Annotated in this window: 23 protein-coding genes; all 23 read right to left on the reverse strand. The window is 46.6% G+C overall.

Annotated features, from left to right (window positions below; all coding sequences use genetic code 11):
• Nucleotides 1–3 precede the first annotated feature (3 nt).
• Nucleotides 4–291 (reverse strand): flagellar hook-basal body complex protein FliE, encoded by a 288-nt coding sequence (gene fliE / locus ASF99_RS09465; protein ID WP_035396905.1) that lies wholly within the window; start codon nucleotides 289–291, stop codon nucleotides 4–6.
• 23 nt (nucleotides 292–314) lie between these two features.
• Nucleotides 315–713, reverse strand: a complete 399-nt coding sequence (gene flgC / locus ASF99_RS09470) for a flagellar basal body rod protein FlgC (RefSeq protein ID WP_023468723.1) — start codon at nucleotides 711–713, stop codon at nucleotides 315–317.
• A gap of 2 nt (nucleotides 714–715) precedes the next feature.
• The gene (gene flgB, locus ASF99_RS09475) at nucleotides 716–1,078 is read right to left on the reverse strand and encodes a flagellar basal body rod protein FlgB (RefSeq protein ID WP_023468724.1); all 363 of its coding nucleotides are present in this window, start codon (nucleotides 1,076–1,078) and stop codon (nucleotides 716–718) included.
• Nucleotides 1,079–1,682: 604 nt separating this feature from the next.
• Nucleotides 1,683–2,462: a GTP-sensing pleiotropic transcriptional regulator CodY gene (gene codY / locus ASF99_RS09480; protein WP_023468725.1), complete on the reverse strand. Its 780-nt coding sequence runs from the start codon at nucleotides 2,460–2,462 to the stop codon at nucleotides 1,683–1,685.
• A 16-nt stretch (nucleotides 2,463–2,478) separates the two neighbouring features.
• Nucleotides 2,479–3,852: an ATP-dependent protease ATPase subunit HslU gene (gene hslU / locus ASF99_RS09485; RefSeq protein WP_023468726.1), complete on the reverse strand. Its 1,374-nt coding sequence runs from the start codon at nucleotides 3,850–3,852 to the stop codon at nucleotides 2,479–2,481.
• On the reverse strand, nucleotides 3,845–4,396 hold the full coding sequence (gene hslV / locus ASF99_RS09490) for an ATP-dependent protease subunit HslV (RefSeq protein WP_023468727.1): 552 nt from the start codon (nucleotides 4,394–4,396) through the stop codon (nucleotides 3,845–3,847). The genes hslU and hslV overlap by 8 nt, the downstream gene beginning before the upstream one ends.
• Before the next feature lie 14 nt (nucleotides 4,397–4,410).
• A complete protein-coding gene (locus ASF99_RS09495; protein ID WP_231496840.1) occupies nucleotides 4,411–5,316 on the reverse strand; it encodes a tyrosine recombinase XerC in 906 nt (301 codons plus the stop codon).
• 145 nt (nucleotides 5,317–5,461) lie between these two features.
• Nucleotides 5,462–6,766: an FADH(2)-oxidizing methylenetetrahydrofolate--tRNA-(uracil(54)-C(5))-methyltransferase TrmFO gene (gene trmFO / locus ASF99_RS09500; protein ID WP_023468729.1), complete on the reverse strand. Its 1,305-nt coding sequence runs from the start codon at nucleotides 6,764–6,766 to the stop codon at nucleotides 5,462–5,464.
• A 3-nt stretch (nucleotides 6,767–6,769) separates the two neighbouring features.
• Nucleotides 6,770–8,866 (reverse strand): type I DNA topoisomerase, encoded by a 2,097-nt coding sequence (topA, locus tag ASF99_RS09505; RefSeq protein WP_029342082.1) that lies wholly within the window; start codon nucleotides 8,864–8,866, stop codon nucleotides 6,770–6,772.
• Nucleotides 8,867–8,913: 47 nt separating this feature from the next.
• Entirely contained in the window at nucleotides 8,914–9,741 is an 828-nt protein-coding gene (gene dprA, locus ASF99_RS09510; protein WP_055968639.1) for a DNA-processing protein DprA, read from the reverse strand.
• An 83-nt stretch (nucleotides 9,742–9,824) separates the two neighbouring features.
• Nucleotides 9,825–10,742 carry a succinate--CoA ligase subunit alpha gene (gene sucD / locus ASF99_RS09515; protein WP_023468731.1) on the reverse strand — a complete coding sequence of 306 codons (918 nt, stop codon included), beginning with the start codon at nucleotides 10,740–10,742 and terminating at the stop codon, nucleotides 9,825–9,827.
• Between the two features lie 13 nt (nucleotides 10,743–10,755).
• Nucleotides 10,756–11,916: an ADP-forming succinate--CoA ligase subunit beta gene (gene sucC / locus ASF99_RS09520; protein WP_023468732.1), complete on the reverse strand. Its 1,161-nt coding sequence runs from the start codon at nucleotides 11,914–11,916 to the stop codon at nucleotides 10,756–10,758.
• Nucleotides 11,917–12,003: 87 nt separating this feature from the next.
• Complete coding sequence (locus tag ASF99_RS09525; RefSeq protein WP_055968641.1) at nucleotides 12,004–12,264, reverse strand: EscU/YscU/HrcU family type III secretion system export apparatus switch protein; 261 nt, start codon at nucleotides 12,262–12,264, stop codon at nucleotides 12,004–12,006.
• Nucleotides 12,261–13,127, reverse strand: coding sequence for a flagellar hook-length control protein FliK (locus tag ASF99_RS09530; protein WP_023468734.1), 867 nt, complete (start codon nucleotides 13,125–13,127; stop codon nucleotides 12,261–12,263). The genes ASF99_RS09525 and ASF99_RS09530 overlap by 4 nt, the downstream gene beginning before the upstream one ends.
• Before the next feature lie 12 nt (nucleotides 13,128–13,139).
• The gene (locus tag ASF99_RS09535; RefSeq protein ID WP_023468735.1) at nucleotides 13,140–13,892 is read right to left on the reverse strand and encodes a ribonuclease HII; all 753 of its coding nucleotides are present in this window, start codon (nucleotides 13,890–13,892) and stop codon (nucleotides 13,140–13,142) included.
• Between the two features lie 51 nt (nucleotides 13,893–13,943).
• On the reverse strand, nucleotides 13,944–14,807 hold the full coding sequence (gene ylqF / locus ASF99_RS09540) for a ribosome biogenesis GTPase YlqF (protein ID WP_035396901.1): 864 nt from the start codon (nucleotides 14,805–14,807) through the stop codon (nucleotides 13,944–13,946).
• A 147-nt stretch (nucleotides 14,808–14,954) separates the two neighbouring features.
• Nucleotides 14,955–15,494 carry a signal peptidase I gene (gene lepB, locus ASF99_RS09545; RefSeq protein WP_023468737.1) on the reverse strand — a complete coding sequence of 180 codons (540 nt, stop codon included), beginning with the start codon at nucleotides 15,492–15,494 and terminating at the stop codon, nucleotides 14,955–14,957.
• 104 nt (nucleotides 15,495–15,598) lie between these two features.
• Entirely contained in the window at nucleotides 15,599–15,952 is a 354-nt protein-coding gene (gene rplS / locus ASF99_RS09550; RefSeq protein ID WP_023468738.1) for a 50S ribosomal protein L19, read from the reverse strand.
• Nucleotides 15,953–16,064: 112 nt separating this feature from the next.
• Nucleotides 16,065–16,793: a tRNA (guanosine(37)-N1)-methyltransferase TrmD gene (gene trmD, locus ASF99_RS09555; RefSeq protein WP_023468739.1), complete on the reverse strand. Its 729-nt coding sequence runs from the start codon at nucleotides 16,791–16,793 to the stop codon at nucleotides 16,065–16,067.
• Nucleotides 16,790–17,299 (reverse strand): ribosome maturation factor RimM, encoded by a 510-nt coding sequence (gene rimM, locus ASF99_RS09560; RefSeq protein ID WP_023468740.1) that lies wholly within the window; start codon nucleotides 17,297–17,299, stop codon nucleotides 16,790–16,792. The genes trmD and rimM overlap by 4 nt, the downstream gene beginning before the upstream one ends.
• A 62-nt stretch (nucleotides 17,300–17,361) precedes the next feature.
• Nucleotides 17,362–17,637: a 30S ribosomal protein S16 gene (gene rpsP / locus ASF99_RS09565; RefSeq protein ID WP_023468741.1), complete on the reverse strand. Its 276-nt coding sequence runs from the start codon at nucleotides 17,635–17,637 to the stop codon at nucleotides 17,362–17,364.
• A gap of 93 nt (nucleotides 17,638–17,730) precedes the next feature.
• Nucleotides 17,731–19,080, reverse strand: coding sequence for a signal recognition particle protein (gene ffh, locus ASF99_RS09570; RefSeq protein WP_023468742.1), 1,350 nt, complete (start codon nucleotides 19,078–19,080; stop codon nucleotides 17,731–17,733).
• A 12-nt stretch (nucleotides 19,081–19,092) separates the two neighbouring features.
• Nucleotides 19,093–19,413: a putative DNA-binding protein gene (locus ASF99_RS09575; protein ID WP_023468743.1), complete on the reverse strand. Its 321-nt coding sequence runs from the start codon at nucleotides 19,411–19,413 to the stop codon at nucleotides 19,093–19,095.
• Between the last annotated feature and the right edge of the window lie 76 nt (nucleotides 19,414–19,489).

Raw genomic sequence — 19,489 nt, forward strand, 5'->3', positions numbered from 1 at the left:
CATTCACAGTTGCATACGCATCATTTCTTGGTATGCTTCGATGCCCTTATTACGGACCTCAATGGCGAGTTGCATAGAGAGAGATGCTTCTTCTGTTTTAATCATAATATTATGTAGATCTGTTGACTTTCCCGTCGCCAAATCTACTCGTGCTTGAGATGAAGCGCTTTGTGTCGCATTTAATCCATTCATTGCTTGACTTAACACTTCGCTAAAGTCACTTGGTGTTGTTTTAGGAGTCATTTGATTTTGAAGAATGGGTTGTAATCCCTGAATTGCTTGAATTGCCATGGTCATTCATCATCCCTTCATTCTTACTTACCGATCTCCATCGCTTTAACAAGCATTGCTTTCGTCGCGTTAAGAGCTGTCACGTTTGCTTCATAAGATCGTGTCGCGCCCATCATATCGACCATTTCTTTTAAAATGTCGACATTCGGCATTTTGACGTATCCAAGCTCGTCTGCATCCGGATGACTTGGGTTGTATTCTAATTTAAAAGGCTCTTCATCTTTTCGAAGTTCGCTAACCGTTACACCGTTAGCCGTTTCCTTAAGCACTGCTAATTTACGAGCGTAGGGTTGCCATTGACCATCTACAAGTTCTCCCCGTGTCGTTTGAGCATTTGCAATATTTGCTGAAACCGTATCAAGCCGGAGACGTTGTGCAGTTAACCCTGATGCAGAAGTATGAAATCCACCGAACATACTCACTTTTATCTGCCTCCTCTAATTACTGATTGGATTCCTGAAAATTTCCGATTCAGCTGTTCTACTAATGCCTCATACTCGATTTGATTGCGTGATAATTCAGACATCTCAAAATCAATATCGACACCATTTCCATCGTTACGCATAGAAGTCGATTGCTCAACGATCGAACCTTGCGCATCAATTTGAGCATGACGCTTTAGACTCATTTTCATTTGAGAGTCTAGTACATCCGAAAACACTAAACGTTGTGCTTTGTATCCAGGTGTATCAACATTCGCAATATTTTTAGATATTACTTTTTGAGAATCTACAGTACGATTGACTGCTTTAGTGAGTAAAGAATAATCGGAACCTAACCAATCCATTTATCCGCCCTCCATCTATGAATAGTTTGGAATTGAAGAATATTAAAACTAGTAAGTCATTAGTAACATATCTGAAATAATTGAAACAAATAGGTCAATGTTTGAAAAGGATAAATTTTAAAAAAAGGGTAATGAGATGTTCATTTTTCACCTTTAATTACCATTTTGTTCAAAAATGATAAATATTACCTATGCATCTACGAATAGAAAAAAGTTTAATTAATAAAAATGGACTAATTTATGATTTACAGAAAATGTCTAAACTAAGATTTAAAATATTTCATTCATGAGCAACAGAATTGATTATACATCTAATACAGAATGAAAAAAACACCAAATTGTAATTTCTTTGAATAAATATAAAAATAGTTCCTTCTCTTTTAACTTTTTTATCCACCCCTTTTCTTGGTATTTTTCATTGATACTCTACGATAACCATTTAAAGAAGAGTGGATCTGCATTGCTTCTTCTATCACCTGATGGATGTTTGTAAGAAATCGTCTTTAACAAAAAAAGCGATTCTTCTCACATTGAAGAAGAATCGCTTATCTAATACAGACGTTAAAAACGATTAACGAAAAATACGCTGTATCTCATTATTTTTTTAGTTCGATTTAATACGCTCTAACTCATAAAGGAAATTGTCGTTCAAAATTTTAATGTAAGTTCCTTTCATTCCAAGTGAACGCGACTCGATGACGCCTGCACTTTCGAGTTTACGCAGTGCGTTGACAATGACAGAACGCGTGATACCGACGCGATCGGCAATCTTGGAAGCGACGAGTAGTCCTTCATTTCCTTCCAGCTCTTCGAAGATATGTTCAATCGCTTCAAGTTCTGAATAAGACAACGAATTGATCGCCATCTGAACGACCGCTTTCTTCCGTGCTTTATCTTCCGCCTCATGTGCCTTCTCACGAAGGATTTCCATCCCGACGACTGTCGCACCATACTCTGCAAGCACGAGGTCTTCTTCGTTGAAGTCTTCCACCATACGACCGAGAACCAGTGTACCAAGGCGTTCGCCACCACCGATGATCGGTACGATCGTCGTTTTCGACGTTTCGAACGTATCACGGTTGTCGACTGGGAATGCCGTATGTTCACTATCGATGGCAATGTTTGCTGTCGTTTCCGTGACGTTAAATAATTTTTTCGTGTAATCTTCCGGGAATTGACGTTCTTCTAAGAAACCACGGACCCGGTCATTTTCGATTTGTTGCTTGATTGCGATACCTAGTAACTTACCGCGCCGACTTACGATGAATGTGTTCGATTCCATGACTTCGCTGAGTCGATCAGCCATGACCTTGAAATCAACATGTGTGCTCGCTTCTTGTTGTAACATCGTATTCAGCTTCCGCGTTTTCGCCAATAAATTCATTTTTTCTTCCTCCACTTTATAAGATGAACTGACTTAAGTCTCGATCATCTGCTACTTTTCCAACTCGTTCCGTCACGTATTGTGGCGTGATCGTCACATCCGTCTCCGGCATGTCTGCTGCTTCGAAGGATAATTCTTCAAGGACGCGCTCCATGATCGTATACAAGCGTCGTGCTCCAATATTATCCGTCTCATCGTTTACCTGTGCAGCAATCCGCGCGATTTCACGAATGGCTTCTTCTGTAAAGGTGACATGAACGTGCTCTGCCCCTAATAATGCTTTATATTGTTTGAGTAATGCTTGATTCGGTTCAGTTAAAATCTTAACAAAGTCATCTTCTGTCAAACTATCGAGTTCGACACGAATTGGGAAACGACCTTGGAGTTCAGGAATCAGATCAGATGGTTTCGCCATATGGAATGCACCCGCAGCGATGAACAAGATGTGATCCGTCTTGACTGGACCATATTTCGTAACGATCGTCGATCCTTCAACGATCGGTAAGATGTCTCGTTGAACACCCTCTCGTGAAACACCAGCTGAATCATGTCCTTTTGTCGCGATCTTATCGATCTCATCGACGAAGATGATCCCCATCTGTTCTGCGCGACGAACCGCTTCGTCATGGACTTCGTTCAAGTCGAGCAACCGCTCCGCTTCTTCCGCCGTCAGGATTGGTCGTGCTTCCTTGACTGTGAGCTGACGCTTCTTCGTTTTCTTCGGCATGACTTGTCCGAGCATATCCTGAAGATTCGCGAGTCCCTCCATGCCTTGTTGCCCAGAGAATAAATCCACTTGGCGTTCTTCAACATCGACCTCAATCATGCGATCCTCAAGTTGCCCTGTCAGTAATTGCTGACGAAGTAACGAACGGTCGGCTGTCGCTTCCGATGTATCCGGCTCTTGTTGCTTCTGGTTCCCTCCAAACAACATCTCAAACGGATTCGTTCCACCACCGAGACCAGATGACGCTTTTTTACCAGATAACGCATCGACGATTCGTTCGTTCGCCACTGCTTCCGCTCGATCTTTGAGCGCTTCTTTTTTCTCATCTTTGACAAGACGTAGAGACGCTTCCACGAGATCCCGCACCATTGACTCCACATCACGACCGACGTACCCTACTTCCGTGAACTTCGTCGCTTCAATCTTGACGAACGGCGCACGGACGAGTTTCGCGAGGCGTCGCGCAATTTCAGTCTTTCCGACTCCGGTCGGTCCGATCATCAGGATATTCTTCGGTGTGACTTCATCCCGCATCGATGCATCGAGTAATTGTCGACGGTACCGATTACGTAAAGCAATCGCCACCGCACGTTTAGCATCCGCTTGTCCGATGACATGTTCATTTAACTTCTCGACGATTTGTCTTGGCGTCAATTCATGCATGGTCATTGCCTCCGATCGTTTCTAGGATGATTTGATCGTTCGTAAAGACACAGAGTTCACCAGCCGTCTCAAGCGCTGCGCGGGCGATCTCCTCTGCTGTGAGATGACTTGCATGTCGAGCTAACGCGCGACCTGCTGCAAGCGCATAATTACCACCTGAACCGATTGCGAGAATGCCGTCATCCGGTTCGATGACTTCCCCGTTTCCGGATACAAGTAAGAGATGTGTTCCATCCATGACAAGTAAGAGTGCTTCAAGTTGACGCAACATCTTATCGCCTCGCCATTCCTTCGCCAGCTCAACTGCTGCCCGTTGTAAGTTCCCGTTATACATTTCAAGCTTCGCTTCGAATTTTTCAAAGAGTGTGAACGCGTCCGCGACACTTCCAGCAAATCCGGCAATGACTTTGCCACCATAGAGGCGCCGTACTTTTTTCGCACTTTTCTTCATGATGACTTGGTTTCCGAAAGTCACCTGTCCGTCTCCGCTCATCGCGGATTGTCCGTTATGTTGAATCGCAAAAATCGTCGTTGCATGAAACATCAATGTTTCCTCCCTTAGGCACGAGGATGTGCTTGTTGATAAACATGTCGTAATCGTTCCGTCGTTACGTGTGTATACTGACCGGTCGTCGACAGCGATGCGTGTCCAAGTAACTCCTGGACCGCTCGCAAATCGGCGCCTCTTTCCAGTAAATCTGTCGCGAAACTATGACGAAGCGCATGTGGTGTCACATGTTTCCCAACGAGTTGTTCCCCTTTTTTCATGATTTTCCGAATCGCATCCGTCGTCAATCGACGCCCTGAATGAGACAAGAACAACGCTTGCTCATGACCTGCGACTGGATCTCGTGATGGTAAGTACAGTTCTAATGCATCTTTAGCAAAGGTTCCGATTGGTGCGATGCGTTCCTTCCCACCTTTTCCATACACATGGACGTAGGAGTGATCAGTCGCGAGATCACGAAGATCCAGTTGAACGACCTCGCTGACCCGCATACCCGTCGCATATAAAAGTTCTACTAACGCCACATTCCGGTTGCCAAGCGTATCACTCGATCGAAAGGCATCGAGGAAACGTTCATATTCCGTTGGGACGAGGAATGTCGGAAGTCCTTGTTGTCGTTTTGGTGCTTTTAATCCATCGAAGGGATTAGGCTCATCGGTGTCACGTGTCAAAAAACGACCAAATTGTTTGAGGCAGGAAACTTTTTGTGCAATCGTCGCCCGCGCCAGCTCCTGATCGTAAAGAGCATACAAATAACGCCGTGCACTTGCCAATTCAATCGATCGTAACTGATGATCGCGGCAAAAAGCGGCGTATTGTCGAAGTGTTTGATCATAAGAGCGACCTGTATTCGGAGATAATTGACGTTCAATATGAACATACCGCATGAAATCTTCTAGCAGTCGCTCAAAAGCAGTGTCTATCCCCATGAATGCGCCCCCTTCTGACCATTTCATTCTCGAATCGCCCTTAGCATAGCACAGACCAAGTAGTCTGACAATAGACCAAAAACCGAAAAATTAACGAAATTATCACGCTTTTATGACAAATTAAGAAATGGGGAGAAAGAGCGCTAAATCACGCCTTTCTCCCCATCAAAAATCACATATCCGTGAAATCTTTGATTGCTTCAAGTGCTCGCTCTGCGTAGAGCGCATACTTCTCAGGTTTTTTCATCCGAACCGGATGACCGACGAGTGCTGGTACCAATCCGAAGTTGGCATTCATTGGCTGGAAGTTCTTCCCTTCCGTCGTCGTGATATAGTGCGACATCGCACCCATCATCGTTTCCTGCGGGAACGTAACCGGTTCCGCCTCATTGACGAGACGTGCCGCATTGATTCCTGCCGTCAAACCGGACGCTGCTGACTCGACGTACCCTTCGACACCTGTCATTTGACCAGCAAAGAACAAGTCGTCACGTGTACGTGTCTGATACGTTGGTTTCAATAAATTCGGTGAGTTGACGAACGTGTTACGGTGCATGACACCATAACGGACGATTTCTGCATTCTCAAGACCAGGAATCAAGCGAATGATCCGCTTTTGTTCGCCCCATTTCAAATGTGTCTGGAAGCCGACAAGGTTGAACAATGTTCCAGCTGAGTTATCCTGACGCAATTGAACGACAGCATATGGTCGTTTGCCTGTCTTCGGATCTTCAAGTCCAACTGGCTTCATCGGTCCAAACAAGAGTGTTTTCGGTCCGCGTGAAGCGAGAACTTCAAATGGCATACAGCCCTCGAAGTAAATCTCTTTTTCAAATTCCTTCAATGGAACGACTTCCGCATTGATCAGCTCATCATAGAAGAGCTGGAATTCTTCTTCCGTCATTGGACAATTCAAGTAGGCAGCTTCGCCTTTATCATATCGTGATTTCAGGTAAACCTTCTCACGATCGATCGTGTCTCCATCGAGAATCGGTGCCGCTGCATCGAAGAAGTATAGGTAATCTTCACCTGTGAATTGTTTAAGTGATTCCGATAATGCCGCACTCGTCAACGGACCCGTCGCGACGATCGTCGGACCATCTGGAATCGCTTCGATTTCTTCATGATGGACGGTAACGTTCGGGTGGTTTTTCAACGTTTCCGTCACATATCCTGCGAAGTCGTGCCGATCGACAGCAAGTGCTCCACCTGCTGGAACGCTCGCTAAGTCTGCTGCTTTCATGATCAAGGAATCGAGCTGACGCATCTCTTCCTTTAAGACACCAACTGCGTTCGTTAACTGGTTCGCTCGAAGTGAGTTCGAACAGACGAGTTCAGCGAATTGGTCTGTATGGTGCGCGGGTGTCTGTTTGACAGGCCGCATTTCATATAAATCTACTTGTACGCCGCGTTTTGCAAGTTGCCATGCTGCTTCAGAACCTGCAAGTCCCGCGCCGATTACCGTTACACGTTTCAACGGTCATTCCTCCTCTTGCTCCTGATCGATGCGTGTTTCATGATGTCCACAAGATGTACATTCTACTTTCACACCGTTCTTGATTTTCTTTTGTACCATCATACTACTACATACCGGACATGGTTCTTCGACCGGTTTATCCCATGAGACGAACTCACACTCCGGATAGTTCGAACAACCGTAGAACAAACGTCCTTTTTTACTACGACGTTCGACGATGTCGCCCGTTCCACATGTCGGACACTTCACACCGATCTCGACTTGGATCGGTTTCGTATTACGACACTCTGGGAAGTTCGAGCACGCCATGAACTTGCCATAACGTCCCATCTTGATGACCATCGGGTGACCACAGACTTCACAATCTTCTCCAGCCGGTTCATCTTTGATTTCAATCTTCTCGATTTCTGCTTCTGCTCGTGTCAGACGCTTTGCAAAGGACTTATAGATTGGATCGACGACTTCCGTCCACTGCATGTCACCTTTTTCGATCGCATCGAGTAAAGCTTCCATGTCTGCCGTGAACTGGACAGTGATGAACTCTTGGAAATAGTCGCTGATCATATCGATGACGAGTTCACCGAGTTCCGTTGGTAAGAATTTCTTCTCTTCAAGCGTCACGTAACCCCGCTTTTGAATCGTATCGAGCGTCGGCGCATACGTCGACGGACGACCGATACCGAGCTCTTCCATCGCCCGGACAAGACGTGCTTCCGTATACCGTGGTGGTGGTTGTGTGAAGTGTTGTTTCGGTTCGATTGCTGATTGTTTCAACTCTTCCCCTTCATCGAGTGGAGGAAGTAGTCCTTCCTTGACGTCTGAAACCGCCTCATCGTCCGTATCTTCGATGTAGACCTTCATGAAGCCCGGGAATTTAACGGTCGACCCGTTCGCACGGAACGTGACGTCGTTCGAGACGAGATCGATTTTGACAGTATCGAGAATCGCTGGCGCCATCTGGCTTGCGACGAACCGTTCCCAAATTAGTTTATATAAGCGGAACTGATCACGCGATAAATACGATTTGACGAGTTGCGGCTCGCGCATCGTCGAAGTTGGACGAACCGCTTCGTGTGCGTCTTGTGAGTTCGCTGATTTTTTTTCTTTACGTTTCTCGCTTGCGATGTATTCTTTTCCGTACGCCTGCTCAATGAACCCGTGTGCTTCGAGGTTCGCCGAATCTGACGTCCGTGTCGAATCGGTACGCATATACGTGATCAAACCGACTGTACCTTCTTTTCCAATTTCGATTCCTTCGTATAGCTGTTGTGCGATCATCATCGTCTTCTTCGCTCGGAAGTTCAGCTTACGTGCTGCTTCCTGTTGCAAAGAACTCGTCGTAAACGGTAACGCCGGATTCCGTTTCCGCTCTTTTTTCGTGACGGAATCAACTGTAAAGTCTTCTGAGAGTTGATTCAAGATTTGATCGACTTCTTCTTGCGAATGAAGTTCACGCTTCTTGCCATCGACTCCGTAGAAGTTCGCTTCGAGCTTTTCACCGTTTGCATCGAGTTCGAGTTTGATCGTCCAGTATTCTTCAGGCATGAACGCATTGATTTCTTGTTCACGATCGATGATCATCTTGACGGCAACGGATTGAACGCGTCCCGCAGATAACCCTTTTTTAATCTTCTTCCATAATAACGGACTCATGCTGTAACCAACAAGGCGGTCCAAGATACGACGGGCTTGCTGCGCATCGACAAGATCATAGTTGAGCTTGCGTGGTCGCTTGAACGAATCCTTGATGGCATCTTTCGTGATTTCATTGAAGACGACGCGGCACTCCGTTGATTCATCAACGCCTAATGCTTTAGCTAAATGCCATGCGATCGCTTCCCCTTCACGGTCGGGGTCGGCTGCGAGATAGATTTTTTGTGCTTTTTTCGCAGCTGTCTTGAGTTCTTTTAAGACCGGACCTTTACCACGGATCGTGATATATTTCGGTTCATAGTCATGTTCGACGTCGACTCCCATTTGGCTTTTCGGCAAGTCAATGACGTGCCCCATCGACGCTTTCACGGTATAGTTGGATCCGAGATAACGTTTAATGGTTTTTGCCTTAGCGGGTGACTCGACGATTACTAGATATTTTGCCATTGCAATCGCTCCCTATTAGAGGCGTACTCGTATTTTAATCTCACTTATCATAGTAGTCTCGATTCCCATTTGTCAACGTTCAGCCGAATACTTTTTGAAACTTCTTCCGGATCAAGGAGTGGAATCGCTCCTTCTGCGATCAATTGATTCGTTCCGGAAAAGAACGATTCAGTTGGACAACCCGGCAAACAATAGACATCTTTTCCTTGGTCAAGCGCGTGACTGGCAGTATTCATCGTACCGCTTCGTTTCGCCGCTTCGACGATGATCAATGATGAAGATAATCCAGCAATGATTCGATTCCGTTCTAGAAATTGAAATTTTTGAATAGGAGTTCCGGGTGGATATTCGGAGAGAAGAAGACCGTTCGAGAGGATACGTTCAAAAAGAGTAGCATGGGAAGTAGGATATAGGCGATCAAGTCCGCCAGCAAGAACTGCGATCGTTATCTGCTGATGTTTTAAGGACAAGCGATGGACGAGGGCATCGATACCATAGGCACCTCCGGAAACGGTGGCGAGATCTGGATGAAAGAAGGGTTGCAAGAAACGCATACGGGAAAGATGGTGCGGTGAGGGGGTTCGACTACCGATGATACTGACGCGTGGAAGTGTTAAGCGGGACGGATCACCGCGGTAAAAGAGGGCATAGACCGGTTGAGGGATCGTCAGTAACACAGTCGGAAACAGTGGATCTCCTTTGACTAGAATCGACTCTTCGATCCAATCAAGCTGTAATGCTTGTTCATACCGTTTTCGAAGACGCGTCGAAACGGGTAATTCATGACTGGGAACGATTCCGAATTGCTCAATCAATCGGACGATCGTGTACGGTACCTGACACATGGCGAAGCGGACATACAGTTCACGTTTCATGAGATCAGCGCTCCTTATTTAAGCTTCTTATTTATATAGAAGAAAGCCGTCCTGATTTGATCAGGACAGCTTCTTTTTTTGATTTATTTGACTGTGCTGTTCGTCACGCACTCGTCATAGATCCCTGCTTCTTTGATGACACGGATTAACGTCTCACCAATGACAGCTGGTGTTTCTGCCACTTCAATTCCGTTTGCACGGAGTGTCTTGATTTTTTCAGCAGCTGTTCCTTTACCGCCAGAGATGATCGCACCTGCGTGACCCATCCGTTTGCCGGCAGGAGCTGTTTGACCACCGATGAAACCAATGACTGGTTTCGTCATGTTCGCTTTGACCCACTCAGCCGCTTCTTCTTCAGCTGTTCCACCGATTTCCCCTAACATAATGACGGCTTTTGTTTCTGGATCTTCATTGAATGCTTTGAGCGTATCGATGAAGTCCGTTCCATTGACCGGGTCACCCCCGATACCAACAGCTGTCGATTGACCGATACCAGCAGTCGTCAATTGATGGACAGCTTCATATGTCAAAGTCCCAGAACGTGAGACGATACCGACATGACCTGGTGTATGGATGTATCCTGGCATGATACCAAGTTTCGCGACACCTGGAGTGATGACGCCCGGGCAGTTCGGTCCGATGAGACGAACTGGTTTGCCTTCGAGGTAACGTTTTACTTTGACCATATCAAGAACTGGAATACCTTCCGTGATACAGATGATCAACGCGATGTTCGCATCTGCTGCTTCCATGATTGCATCCGCTGCGAATGCTGGTGGTACGTAGATGATCGATGCGTTCGCACCCGTTTTTTCGACCGCTTGCGCGACCGTATCAAAGACAGGAACACCACCGAGTACTTCCGTACCGCCTTTTCCTGGTGTGACACCGCCTACGAGGTTTGTGCCGTAGTCGATCATCTGTTCACCATGGAACATCCCTTGGTTACCAGTAATCCCTTGAATAATGACTTTCGTCGATTCGTTCACCCAAATACTCATCTTTAGCTCCCCCTTACTTCACGAGCGCAGCGATTTTTTCTGCGCCGTCTGCCATTGATGTAGCTGCTGTAATCGCTAGACCTGAATCTTTGAGAATTTGTTTCCCTGCATCAACGTTCGTCCCTTCAAGACGAACGACGAGTGGCAATTCGAGACCGACTTCTTTTGTCGCCGCAACGATACCTTCTGCGATGACATCACATTTCATGATTCCACCGAAGATGTTGACGAAAATCCCTTTGACGTTCTCATCCGATAAGATCAGTTTGAAGGCTTCTGTTACTTTTTCCTTCGTCGCACCACCACCGACATCGAGGAAGTTCGCAGGATCACCACTGAAGTGTTTGATGATATCCATCGTTGCCATGGCAAGACCAGCACCATTGACGAGACAACCGATGTTTCCATCAAGCGCGATGTAGTTCAAATCACTCTTTGATGCTTCGACTTCGCGTGGATCTTCTTCTGTTTCATCACGTAACGCCACGATGTCCGCATGACGATACAATGCATTTGAGTCGAAGTTCAACTTCGCATCCAGTGCGAGGACTTCGCCATCCTTCGTCGTAACGAGTGGGTTGATTTCTGCGATCGAACAATCCTTGTCGACGAAGAAGTTGTAGAGTTTCGTGACCATGCCGACGAACTTGTTGACGAGCTTCACAGGAACACCCATTGCGAACGCAAGTTTACGCGCTTGGAATCCTTGAAGACCAACTGCAGGATCGACGACTTCCTTGATGATTTTTTCTGGTGTCGCTTCCGCTACCTCTTCGATGTCCATACCACCTTCGCTTGATCCCATGATGACGACACGTCCTGTCACACGATCAAGTACGATTCCAAGATAGTATTCTTTGTCAATCGCACACCCTTCTTCGACGAGAAGACGTTGAACGACTTTTCCTTCTGGACCTGTTTGGTGCGTGACGAGCGTTTTGCCGAGTAACTCCGTCGCATATTCTTTCACTTCTTCTTGCGATTTCGCAAGCTTGACGCCACCTGCTTTACCGCGTCCCCCCGCGTGAATTTGAGCTTTGACGACTTTAATCGGGCCTGATAATTGTTCTGATGCATCGACCGCCTCTTCGACGGTGAAGGCTGCGATTCCGTTTGGTACGGGTACACCGTACGAACGAAGTAATTCTTTTGCCTGATACTCATGTACATTCATGAAAAAATCCCCCTTAACCCCTTTAGTTTCGGCTCTTTCATTGTAGTTAAAATTGGAAGCGCTGTCTATCGTTATCGACCGAAAGCTTTATTTTTTCAGAATTTCATCTTGATCGAGACGATATAAAAAGGCAAATAACTCGGCAATGACACCGTATAATTCTTCCGGAATCTGTTCTGATACTTGAACAGCATTTAGTAACGTCATCAACGTTTCGTCCTGCCGGATCGGAATATCATGTTTTAATGCCTCTTCTAAAATCCGTTCTGCGATGTGTTCCGATCCCTTAGCAACGACTTTTGGGGCATGCATCTGTTCTTCGTATGATAGAGCTATTGCTTTTTTCATATATGAAGATCCACCCTTCCGTTACGCGTTGAGATATCATGCGGTACGCGCTCTTTCGTCTGTTCGACCCAATCGAATCGCGTCAATGCATAGCCTTGTTCCTCAAGACGGGTCTGAATTTGCGGTGTGTAGGCTTGCATGAACGTATTGACGTGCGCATTCGGATGAAAGACGGAAATCGAAACATTCCGGTCTGCGATCAAGACGTCGACAGCGACCTCACCGAGCGTCGGTAATTGAAGATATAAGACGACACGGGCATGATTTGGATCAAACGTCCGTTCGAACGGTGCTTCCATCATGAGATCCACATCTTCGAACGGTCCAAATTGAGGTAATTGAAATAAATAGACTCCTTTCCCTGCTTCGTTCGTTGCTTGAACGAGTTGTTGCGCTAAAATCTGATCACTCGTCTTTCGATCAAGCGTTCGACCTGTCTCATCACCCTTTGCCAGTTGAACGAGTTCGGTAAGGGCGTGTTTTAACTGCTTCGCTTCTCCTTCCGTCACCGGTTGACCAATTTGCCTTAGGAGTTCCCGTGTTTCCGCAGTCGGTACCGTCTGGCGTTGTAAAAAGGAGTCGAGTAACTGGGGGAGAGCCGACTTTTGCGGAACAGACTCGGTCGAGATGATTTTTAAAACCGGTTGTCCCTCTGCTGAAACGACTTGAAAGCGATACATGTTCCCTTCTTTTAGTTCAGCTGTCGTCCCTGCCGTCAAGACGCGTTGACCGACTTGGAGTTCCATTAATCCGTCCGGCAACAGCTTTAAAACTTTACCGACGATGTTTGCGCCTTCCCGTAACGGTAGGTTCGCATGATCGATGATTTTAAATGGAAGTAAGGCGCGATGTTCGATTTGCATGCTCGATTCCTCCTAAAGACGTTCTTTGACAGGACGGAATGTTTTCCGGTGAATCGGTGTGACGCCCAGTGTATCGAGCGCTTGTAAATGTAAGGGTGTTCCGTAACCTGCGTGTGTTTCAAATCCATATCCCGGATACTCGATCGCGTATTGTTCCATCATCGCATCTCGTGTCTCTTTCGCAACGACACTTGCAGCAGCAATGGAGACACTCCGCGCATCTCCTTTGATAAGAGAGAGTTGTGGTGTATCGTCGTCGAGTGTCATCGCATCGACAAGTAAGGCATCTGGTTTGAGTTGACGAACTGCGTCTTGCATTGCCCGTTTCGATGCTTGATAGATATTGATTTCGTCGATTTCAGCCGGTTCGATGATGCCGATCGCAATCTCAGCAACTTCTTGCAAATGCTTCAGTGCCGCTTGCCGCTGTACTTTACTCATCTGTTTGGAATCCGTTAGTCCTGGATGATAGAATCCGTCTGGTAAGATGACCGCTGCTGCGACGACTGGACCAGCTAGTGGACCTCGCCCGACTTCGTCCACTCCTGCAATTCGAACGTATCCTTGCTGACGATACTCGTCTTCAAATGCGAGTCGTTTCTTGAAATCGATCCGTTGCTGCTCTTCGAGTGCAAATCGTCGTTCTGTCTGACGAAACAGCGTATGCACCCCTTTTCGCGTATCTGAAGCCAGTTCCTGCTTCAATTGAATAAATTCTTCTAGTGTTGCTTTTTGCAATCGTTCTTTTACTTCTGCTATCTTCATACATCCTGCTCCTTTGAAAAAAACTTGGACATCAAAGGATGTCCAAGTCCGTTATGCATGCGTTTCCCATTCTTCGACTGTTTCAAGCGTCACCCGACCGAGCTTTTCCGTTCGTAGCTCATGCAGGAGCATTTCGCTCGTCCGCTCGAAATCGACATAGCCACCTGAGACGAAACCACGTTTTTTACCGATTGCTTCAAGTACATCAACCGCTTCTCCCGATACTTCGTCGAGTCGATAGCGCTCACGTAACTGCTCCGGATAACGTGTCTTTAGCTCACGAAGGGCAAATAGTGCGATATCGTCGATGTTTAAGATGTCATCCTTGATCGCTCCTGTCGCTGCTAACCGATATCCGACGACTTGATCGTCGAACTTCGGCCAGAGGATACCTGGTGTATCAAGTAATTCCATCTCACCTGTCTTCATCTTGATCCACTGCTGGCGTTTCGTCACACCCGGACGGTCACCCGTGATAGCGATATTTCGGCCAGCAAGTCGATTGATGAGCGTCGATTTCCCGACGTTCGGAATGCCGATGATCAAGGCACGGATCGCACTCGGATTCCGCCCTTTCTCCCGCATCCGTGCGTGTTTTTCTTTCATTAGTCGTAAAGCACCCTCATGGATTTGATTCAATCCTTTATTGTGCTTCGCGTCAACCGCAACGACATCAACACCATCTGCTCGTAATGCCTGCATCCATTGCTCCGTCACTCGTTTATCCGCCATATCCGCCTTGTTGAGGACAATCAGTCGCGGCTTACCTGCCGTGATCTGTTCGACCATCGGGTTACGGCTCGACATCGGAAGACGGGCATCGACGAGTTCGATCACCACATCGATCAACTTTAGTTTTTCTGTGACTTCCCGACGTGCTTTGGCCATGTGACCGGGGAACCATTGAATCGTCATATCCTTCACCTCGTTCATATATTCCTGGACTTCTTGCTGATCATACGATACATGAAAAAACATCCACTCCCTAGTATACGCAACTTCAGACAAGAAAAGAAGATGAGCTGCTTACTTTTAACGGCAAGCGTCTCATCTTCGTTCGTTTTAATCGACAGAGCGTACATCATTGAATGGATAGAAGACGAAGTTCGTCGTTCCGACGATTTGATCTTCATCCACAAAACCGATATCACGACTATCTTTTGAATTTTGACGATTATCTCCCATGACGAATACTTTTCCTTTTGGAACAGTCGTCTCTCCTGTTCGCTCTTCAAGCGTGAAGTCTTCCGTCAATGGCACACCACTCATCTGGGCTTTGTATTCTTTCAAATACGGTTCGGCGACTTTCTTATCGTTGACATACAATGTATCATCTTTGTAATACATCGTATCTCCCGGAACAGCGATGACCCGTTTGATGTAGTCTCGTGTTTCCGTTGCATGGAAGACGACGATATCGCCTCTTTCTGGTTCATTAAAATAGTATGGGATCTTATTGACGATCATTCGATCCGCATTGTGTAAGGTTGGCATCATCGATTCCCCATCAACGATGACGGGTACGAACAGAAACGTTCGAATGATGAACGCGATGACGAGCGCTACGACGAGCGCCTTTACCCAACTGAATAACTCCTTCACGAATTCCACTCCCTTGATAAACGCAATTTCTTCCTAAGGACTAGTATACGCATAAACAGCAAAAAAAAGAAGCTTGTCCGGAGACAAGCCACTTTTTCACATGATTAACGACGAATTTCTTTAATACGCGCCGCTTTACCACGAAGGTTACGGAGGTAGTAAAGTTTCGCACGACGGACTTTACCGTAGCGAACGACTTCGATTTGTGCAACACGTGGTGAGTGGAGCGGGAAAGCACGCTCAACGCCAACTCCGTAAGAAATTTTACGGACTGTGAATGTTTCACTGATGCCGCCACCGTGACGTTTGATGACTACGCCTTCGAAGAGCTGAATACGCTCACGCGTACCCTCGACGACTTTAACGTGTACACGGACTGTATCCCCAGGACGGAACGCAGGGACGTCTGACTTGATTTGTTCTTGTGTAAGTTCACGGAACAATTGTTGTGTGTTCATGAATGATTTCTCCTTTTTTCACCAATGTTCTTATCTTCATTTGCTTCAAGCATCCGACAGCGGAACATCGTTAATGGGTGGCTTTTGCCACATGTTTTAACTTATCATAGATTCAGTCGTTTGACAATCCTGAAATCGAGTCTAAATAACGCTGATCTTCATCCGTTAACGATGCATCCACGAGAAGATCAGGGCGCCGCTCATATGTCCGCTTCAGCGACTGTTCCCGTCGCCACTTTTCAATCCGGGCATGGTTGCCTGATAACAAAACATCGGGTACTCGGTACCCTTTATATTCTGCCGGACGTGTATAGTGCGGGTATTCGAGAAGTCCTGTTGAGAAGGAATCATCTTCGTGACTCGCAGACGCACCGAGGACGTCCGGTAAGAGGCGGACGACGGCGTCAATCATCGTCATCGCAGCGAGTTCTCCTCCCGTCAAGACGAAATCTCCGAGCGAGACCTCATCCGTCACCAACTGATCATGGATTCGCTGATCAAACCCCTCATAGTGACCACATAAGAAGACCAATTCTTCTTCGTTTGCCCACTCTTCCGCCATTCGTTGCGAAAACCGTTTACCGGTCGGTGTCATGACGATGATTCGTCGTTTTCGTTCCGGTAGACTTGCCATCGCATCGAAGACGGGTTGAGGTGTCAACAGCATGCCCGCTCCTCCACCATACGGATAATCATCGACCTTACCATGTCGATTCGTTGAAAAATCTCGAAAATTGATGGTTTCAAGTATGACGTGTTGATCGTCTTGCGCTCGCTTGACAATCGAATGGTCAAGCGCTGAAAACATTTCTGGAAACAACGTCAATACACGGATGTTCATTCTTCGATCAGTCCCGGAAGCGGCGTGATCTGAATGCGTTTCTGTTCGACGTCGACGGAAGCGACGACTTGTTCGATATACGGAATCAGGACGTCTTTTTTTCCGTCACGTTTGATCGTCCAGACGTCATTTGCGCCCGTTTCGAGAATGTCGGATACGACTCCGATTTTCGTCTCACCGTCATAAACCGTACAACCGATGATCTCATGATAGTAAAATTCATGCTCGTCTAAGTCCTGTAAGTCTTCTGCATGGACATAGAGTTTCAATCCTTTGTACTTCTCGACGTCATTGATATGATGCATGCCTTTGAACGTCACCATGATGAATTGTTTATGCTTCCGGTAGCCACTGATCGTTACCGGTGTATACGTGCCTTCAGAGCCGAGAAAGACTTCTTTTCCGACCTTAAAGCGTTCTTCCGGGAAATCCGTGCTTGCAAGTAACTTCAATTCCCCTTTTAGACCGTGCGTGTTGGCGATTTTCGCAATTTCCAACCATTCCATTCGTTTCACTTCCTTTCTTGAATTAAAAAAAGGAGGTAAGCTTTCGCTCACCTCCTAACGTCTTACTTCGCGAGTTTCGCGTTGTGGAATTTCTCCATGATACCAGCTTGTGAGAAGAGGTTACGAACTGTGTCCGAAGGTTTAGCACCTTCAGAGAGCCATTTAAGAGCTAGCTCTTCGTTGATTTTAACTTCTGCTTCTGGTTTAGCAACTGGATTGTAGTATCCGATTTGCTCGATGAAACGACCATCACGTGGTGCACGTGAGTCTGCTACTACCACACGGTAGAAAGGTGATTTTTTTGCGCCCATGCGCTTAAGACGAATTTTAACTGCCATTCGTAAGTCCCTCCAAATAATAAATGATTTTTTCGTTTAGTCAAATTGACAACTTCATTAGTATACAACGTTACAGCAAAAGAGAAAAGACTTTTAAAAGAATGGAAGACCAAAGCCTTTCTTTTTCCCTTTGCCCATCTGTCCGGAAAATTGTTTCATCATTTTCCGCATGTCTTCGAACTGTTTAATGAGGCGGTTGACTTCTTGGATACTGCGTCCGCTACCACGGGCAATCCGCTTCCGACGGCTCGCATTCAAGATTTCAGGTTCAGTCCGCTCTCGTTTCGTCATCGATTGGATGATCGCTTCGACATACACGAGTTGCTTCTCATCGATTTGGGCGTTTTTCAACCCCTTCATCTTCCCTTTACCTGCCCCAGGGATCATTCCCAACAGTTCGTCCAGTGGACCCATCTGTTTCACTTGCTGCAACTGCTCGATGAAATCATCGAATGTAAACGATGCATCGCGCATTTTGCTTTCTAACTCTTTGGCACGCGTAGCGTCCATTTGTGACTCTGCTTTTTCAATCAGTGTCAGCATGTCTCCCATGCCTAGAATCCGAGACGCCATCCGCTCGGGATAGAATGGTTCGATGGCATCGAGCTTCTCTCCAAGACCGACGAACTTAATCGGTGCTCCGGTGACTGCCTTGATGGAGAGTGCTGCACCACCTCGCGTATCTCCGTCGAGCTTCGTCAGAACGACTCCCGTTACGCCAAGCTTCTCGTTGAAGCTCTCTGCGACGTTGACGGCATCCTGACCCGTCATCGAATCGACGACAAGGAAGATTTCATGCGGTTTGGCGATCTCCTTAACATCAACGAGTTCCTGCATCAGTTCCTCATCGACGTGTAAGCGACCTGCCGTATCGATCAACACGATATCGTGATGATGCTCTTTTGCATAATCGAGTGCACCGGTAACGATTTCTTGTGGACTAACCTGATCTCCCATCGAGAAGACCGGTAACTCCAATTGTTTTCCGAGTGTCTCTAATTGTTTGATTGCTGCCGGACGATAAATATCCGCCGCAACAAGCAAAGGACTACGATTATGTTTTTTACGTAAATGATTGGCAAGTTTACCCGTTGTCGTTGTTTTACCTGCCCCTTGCAGACCGGTCATCATGATGACGGTCGGAGGACGGTTCGCAAGCGTCAATGGTGACACTTCTGCACCCATCAGATTCGTCAATTCATCGTGGACGATTTTGACGACTTGTTGTCCTGGCGTCAAAGACGTCATGACATCCTGTCCGACGGCGCGTTCCTTTACATCATTTACGAATTGTTTGACGACCTTGAAGTTGACGTCGGCTTCGAGTAGCGCTAAGCGAACTTCGCGCATCATCTCTTTGACGTCTGCTTCAGAAATCTTACCTTTACCTCGCATTTTAGCGAGACTGGCTTGAAGCCGTTCCGATAATCCTTCGAATGCCATTAAGAATGCCTCCTACTCTAATTGCTCCAATGTCTCAATGATCACTAGGGCTTCACCCGGAAGGTCGCATTGCTTCAGCTGATCGAGTAACTGCTTTCGCCGTTCGTGTTTCTTGAACAGCGATAGTCGTTCTTCATACTGCTCGAGCATGGCTTCCGTGCGTTTTATGTTGTCGTAGACTGCTTGTCGGCTGACTTCAAACTCATCGGCGATCTCACCTAAGGAAAAGTCATCTAAGTAATAGAGTGACATGTAATTCCGTTGTTTTGGCGTCAAAAGCTCCTGATAAAAGTCAATCAGATAATTCATCCGGTTCGTTTTATCAAGTGTCATTTGAGCACCTCCGCAATGTTAAGTGAAATTCCTTTACAGATAGTATAGTACAGCCCTCACAGTGTGTTGTCAAGTT

The sequence above is a fragment of the Exiguobacterium sp. Leaf187 genome, assembly GCF_001423925.1.
Taxonomy (GTDB): Bacteria; Bacillota; Bacilli; order Exiguobacteriales; family Exiguobacteriaceae; genus Exiguobacterium_A; species Exiguobacterium_A indicum.

Coding starts and splice junctions, on each gene's coding strand:
- codY (WP_023468725.1), bottom strand. CDS start 2,462: ATGAATTTATTGGCGAAAACGCGGAAGCTGAATACGATGTTACAACAA.
- ASF99_RS09495 (WP_231496840.1), bottom strand. CDS start 5,316: ATGAAATGGTCAGAAGGGGGCGCATTCATGGGGATAGACACTGCTTTT.
- rpsP (WP_023468741.1), bottom strand. CDS start 17,637: ATGGCAGTTAAAATTCGTCTTAAGCGCATGGGCGCAAAAAAATCACCT.
- hslU (WP_023468726.1), bottom strand. CDS start 3,852: ATGCATGAATTGACGCCAAGACAAATCGTCGAGAAGTTAAATGAACAT.
- ffh (WP_023468742.1), bottom strand. CDS start 19,080: ATGGCATTCGAAGGATTATCGGAACGGCTTCAAGCCAGTCTCGCTAAA.
- ASF99_RS09530 (WP_023468734.1), bottom strand. CDS start 13,127: ATGCAAATCGAACATCGCGCCTTACTTCCATTTAAAATCATCGATCAT.
- ASF99_RS09575 (WP_023468743.1), bottom strand. CDS start 19,413: ATGACACTTGATAAAACGAACCGGATGAATTATCTGATTGACTTTTAT.
- sucC (WP_023468732.1), bottom strand. CDS start 11,916: ATGAATGTACATGAGTATCAGGCAAAAGAATTACTTCGTTCGTACGGT.
- topA (WP_029342082.1), bottom strand. CDS start 8,866: ATGGCAAAATATCTAGTAATCGTCGAGTCACCCGCTAAGGCAAAAACC.
- trmD (WP_023468739.1), bottom strand. CDS start 16,793: ATGAACATCCGTGTATTGACGTTGTTTCCAGAAATGTTTTCAGCGCTT.
- sucD (WP_023468731.1), bottom strand. CDS start 10,742: ATGAGTATTTGGGTGAACGAATCGACGAAAGTCATTATTCAAGGGATT.
- rimM (WP_023468740.1), bottom strand. CDS start 17,299: ATGGAATGGTTGGAAATTGCGAAAATCGCCAACACGCACGGTCTAAAA.
- hslV (WP_023468727.1), bottom strand. CDS start 4,396: ATGTTTCATGCAACGACGATTTTTGCGATTCAACATAACGGACAATCC.
- ASF99_RS09535 (WP_023468735.1), bottom strand. CDS start 13,892: ATGAAGATAGCAGAAGTAAAAGAACGATTGCAAAAAGCAACACTAGAA.
- ASF99_RS09525 (WP_055968641.1), bottom strand. CDS start 12,264: ATGAAAAAAGCAATAGCTCTATCATACGAAGAACAGATGCATGCCCCA.
- rplS (WP_023468738.1), bottom strand. CDS start 15,952: ATGAACACACAACAATTGTTCCGTGAACTTACACAAGAACAAATCAAG.
- fliE (WP_035396905.1), bottom strand. CDS start 291: ATGGCAATTCAAGCAATTCAGGGATTACAACCCATTCTTCAAAATCAA.
- dprA (WP_055968639.1), bottom strand. CDS start 9,741: ATGAAACGTGAACTGTATGTCCGCTTCGCCATGTGTCAGGTACCGTAC.
- flgB (WP_023468724.1), bottom strand. CDS start 1,078: ATGGATTGGTTAGGTTCCGATTATTCTTTACTCACTAAAGCAGTCAAT.
- ylqF (WP_035396901.1), bottom strand. CDS start 14,807: ATGACGATTCAATGGTTCCCCGGTCACATGGCCAAAGCACGTCGGGAA.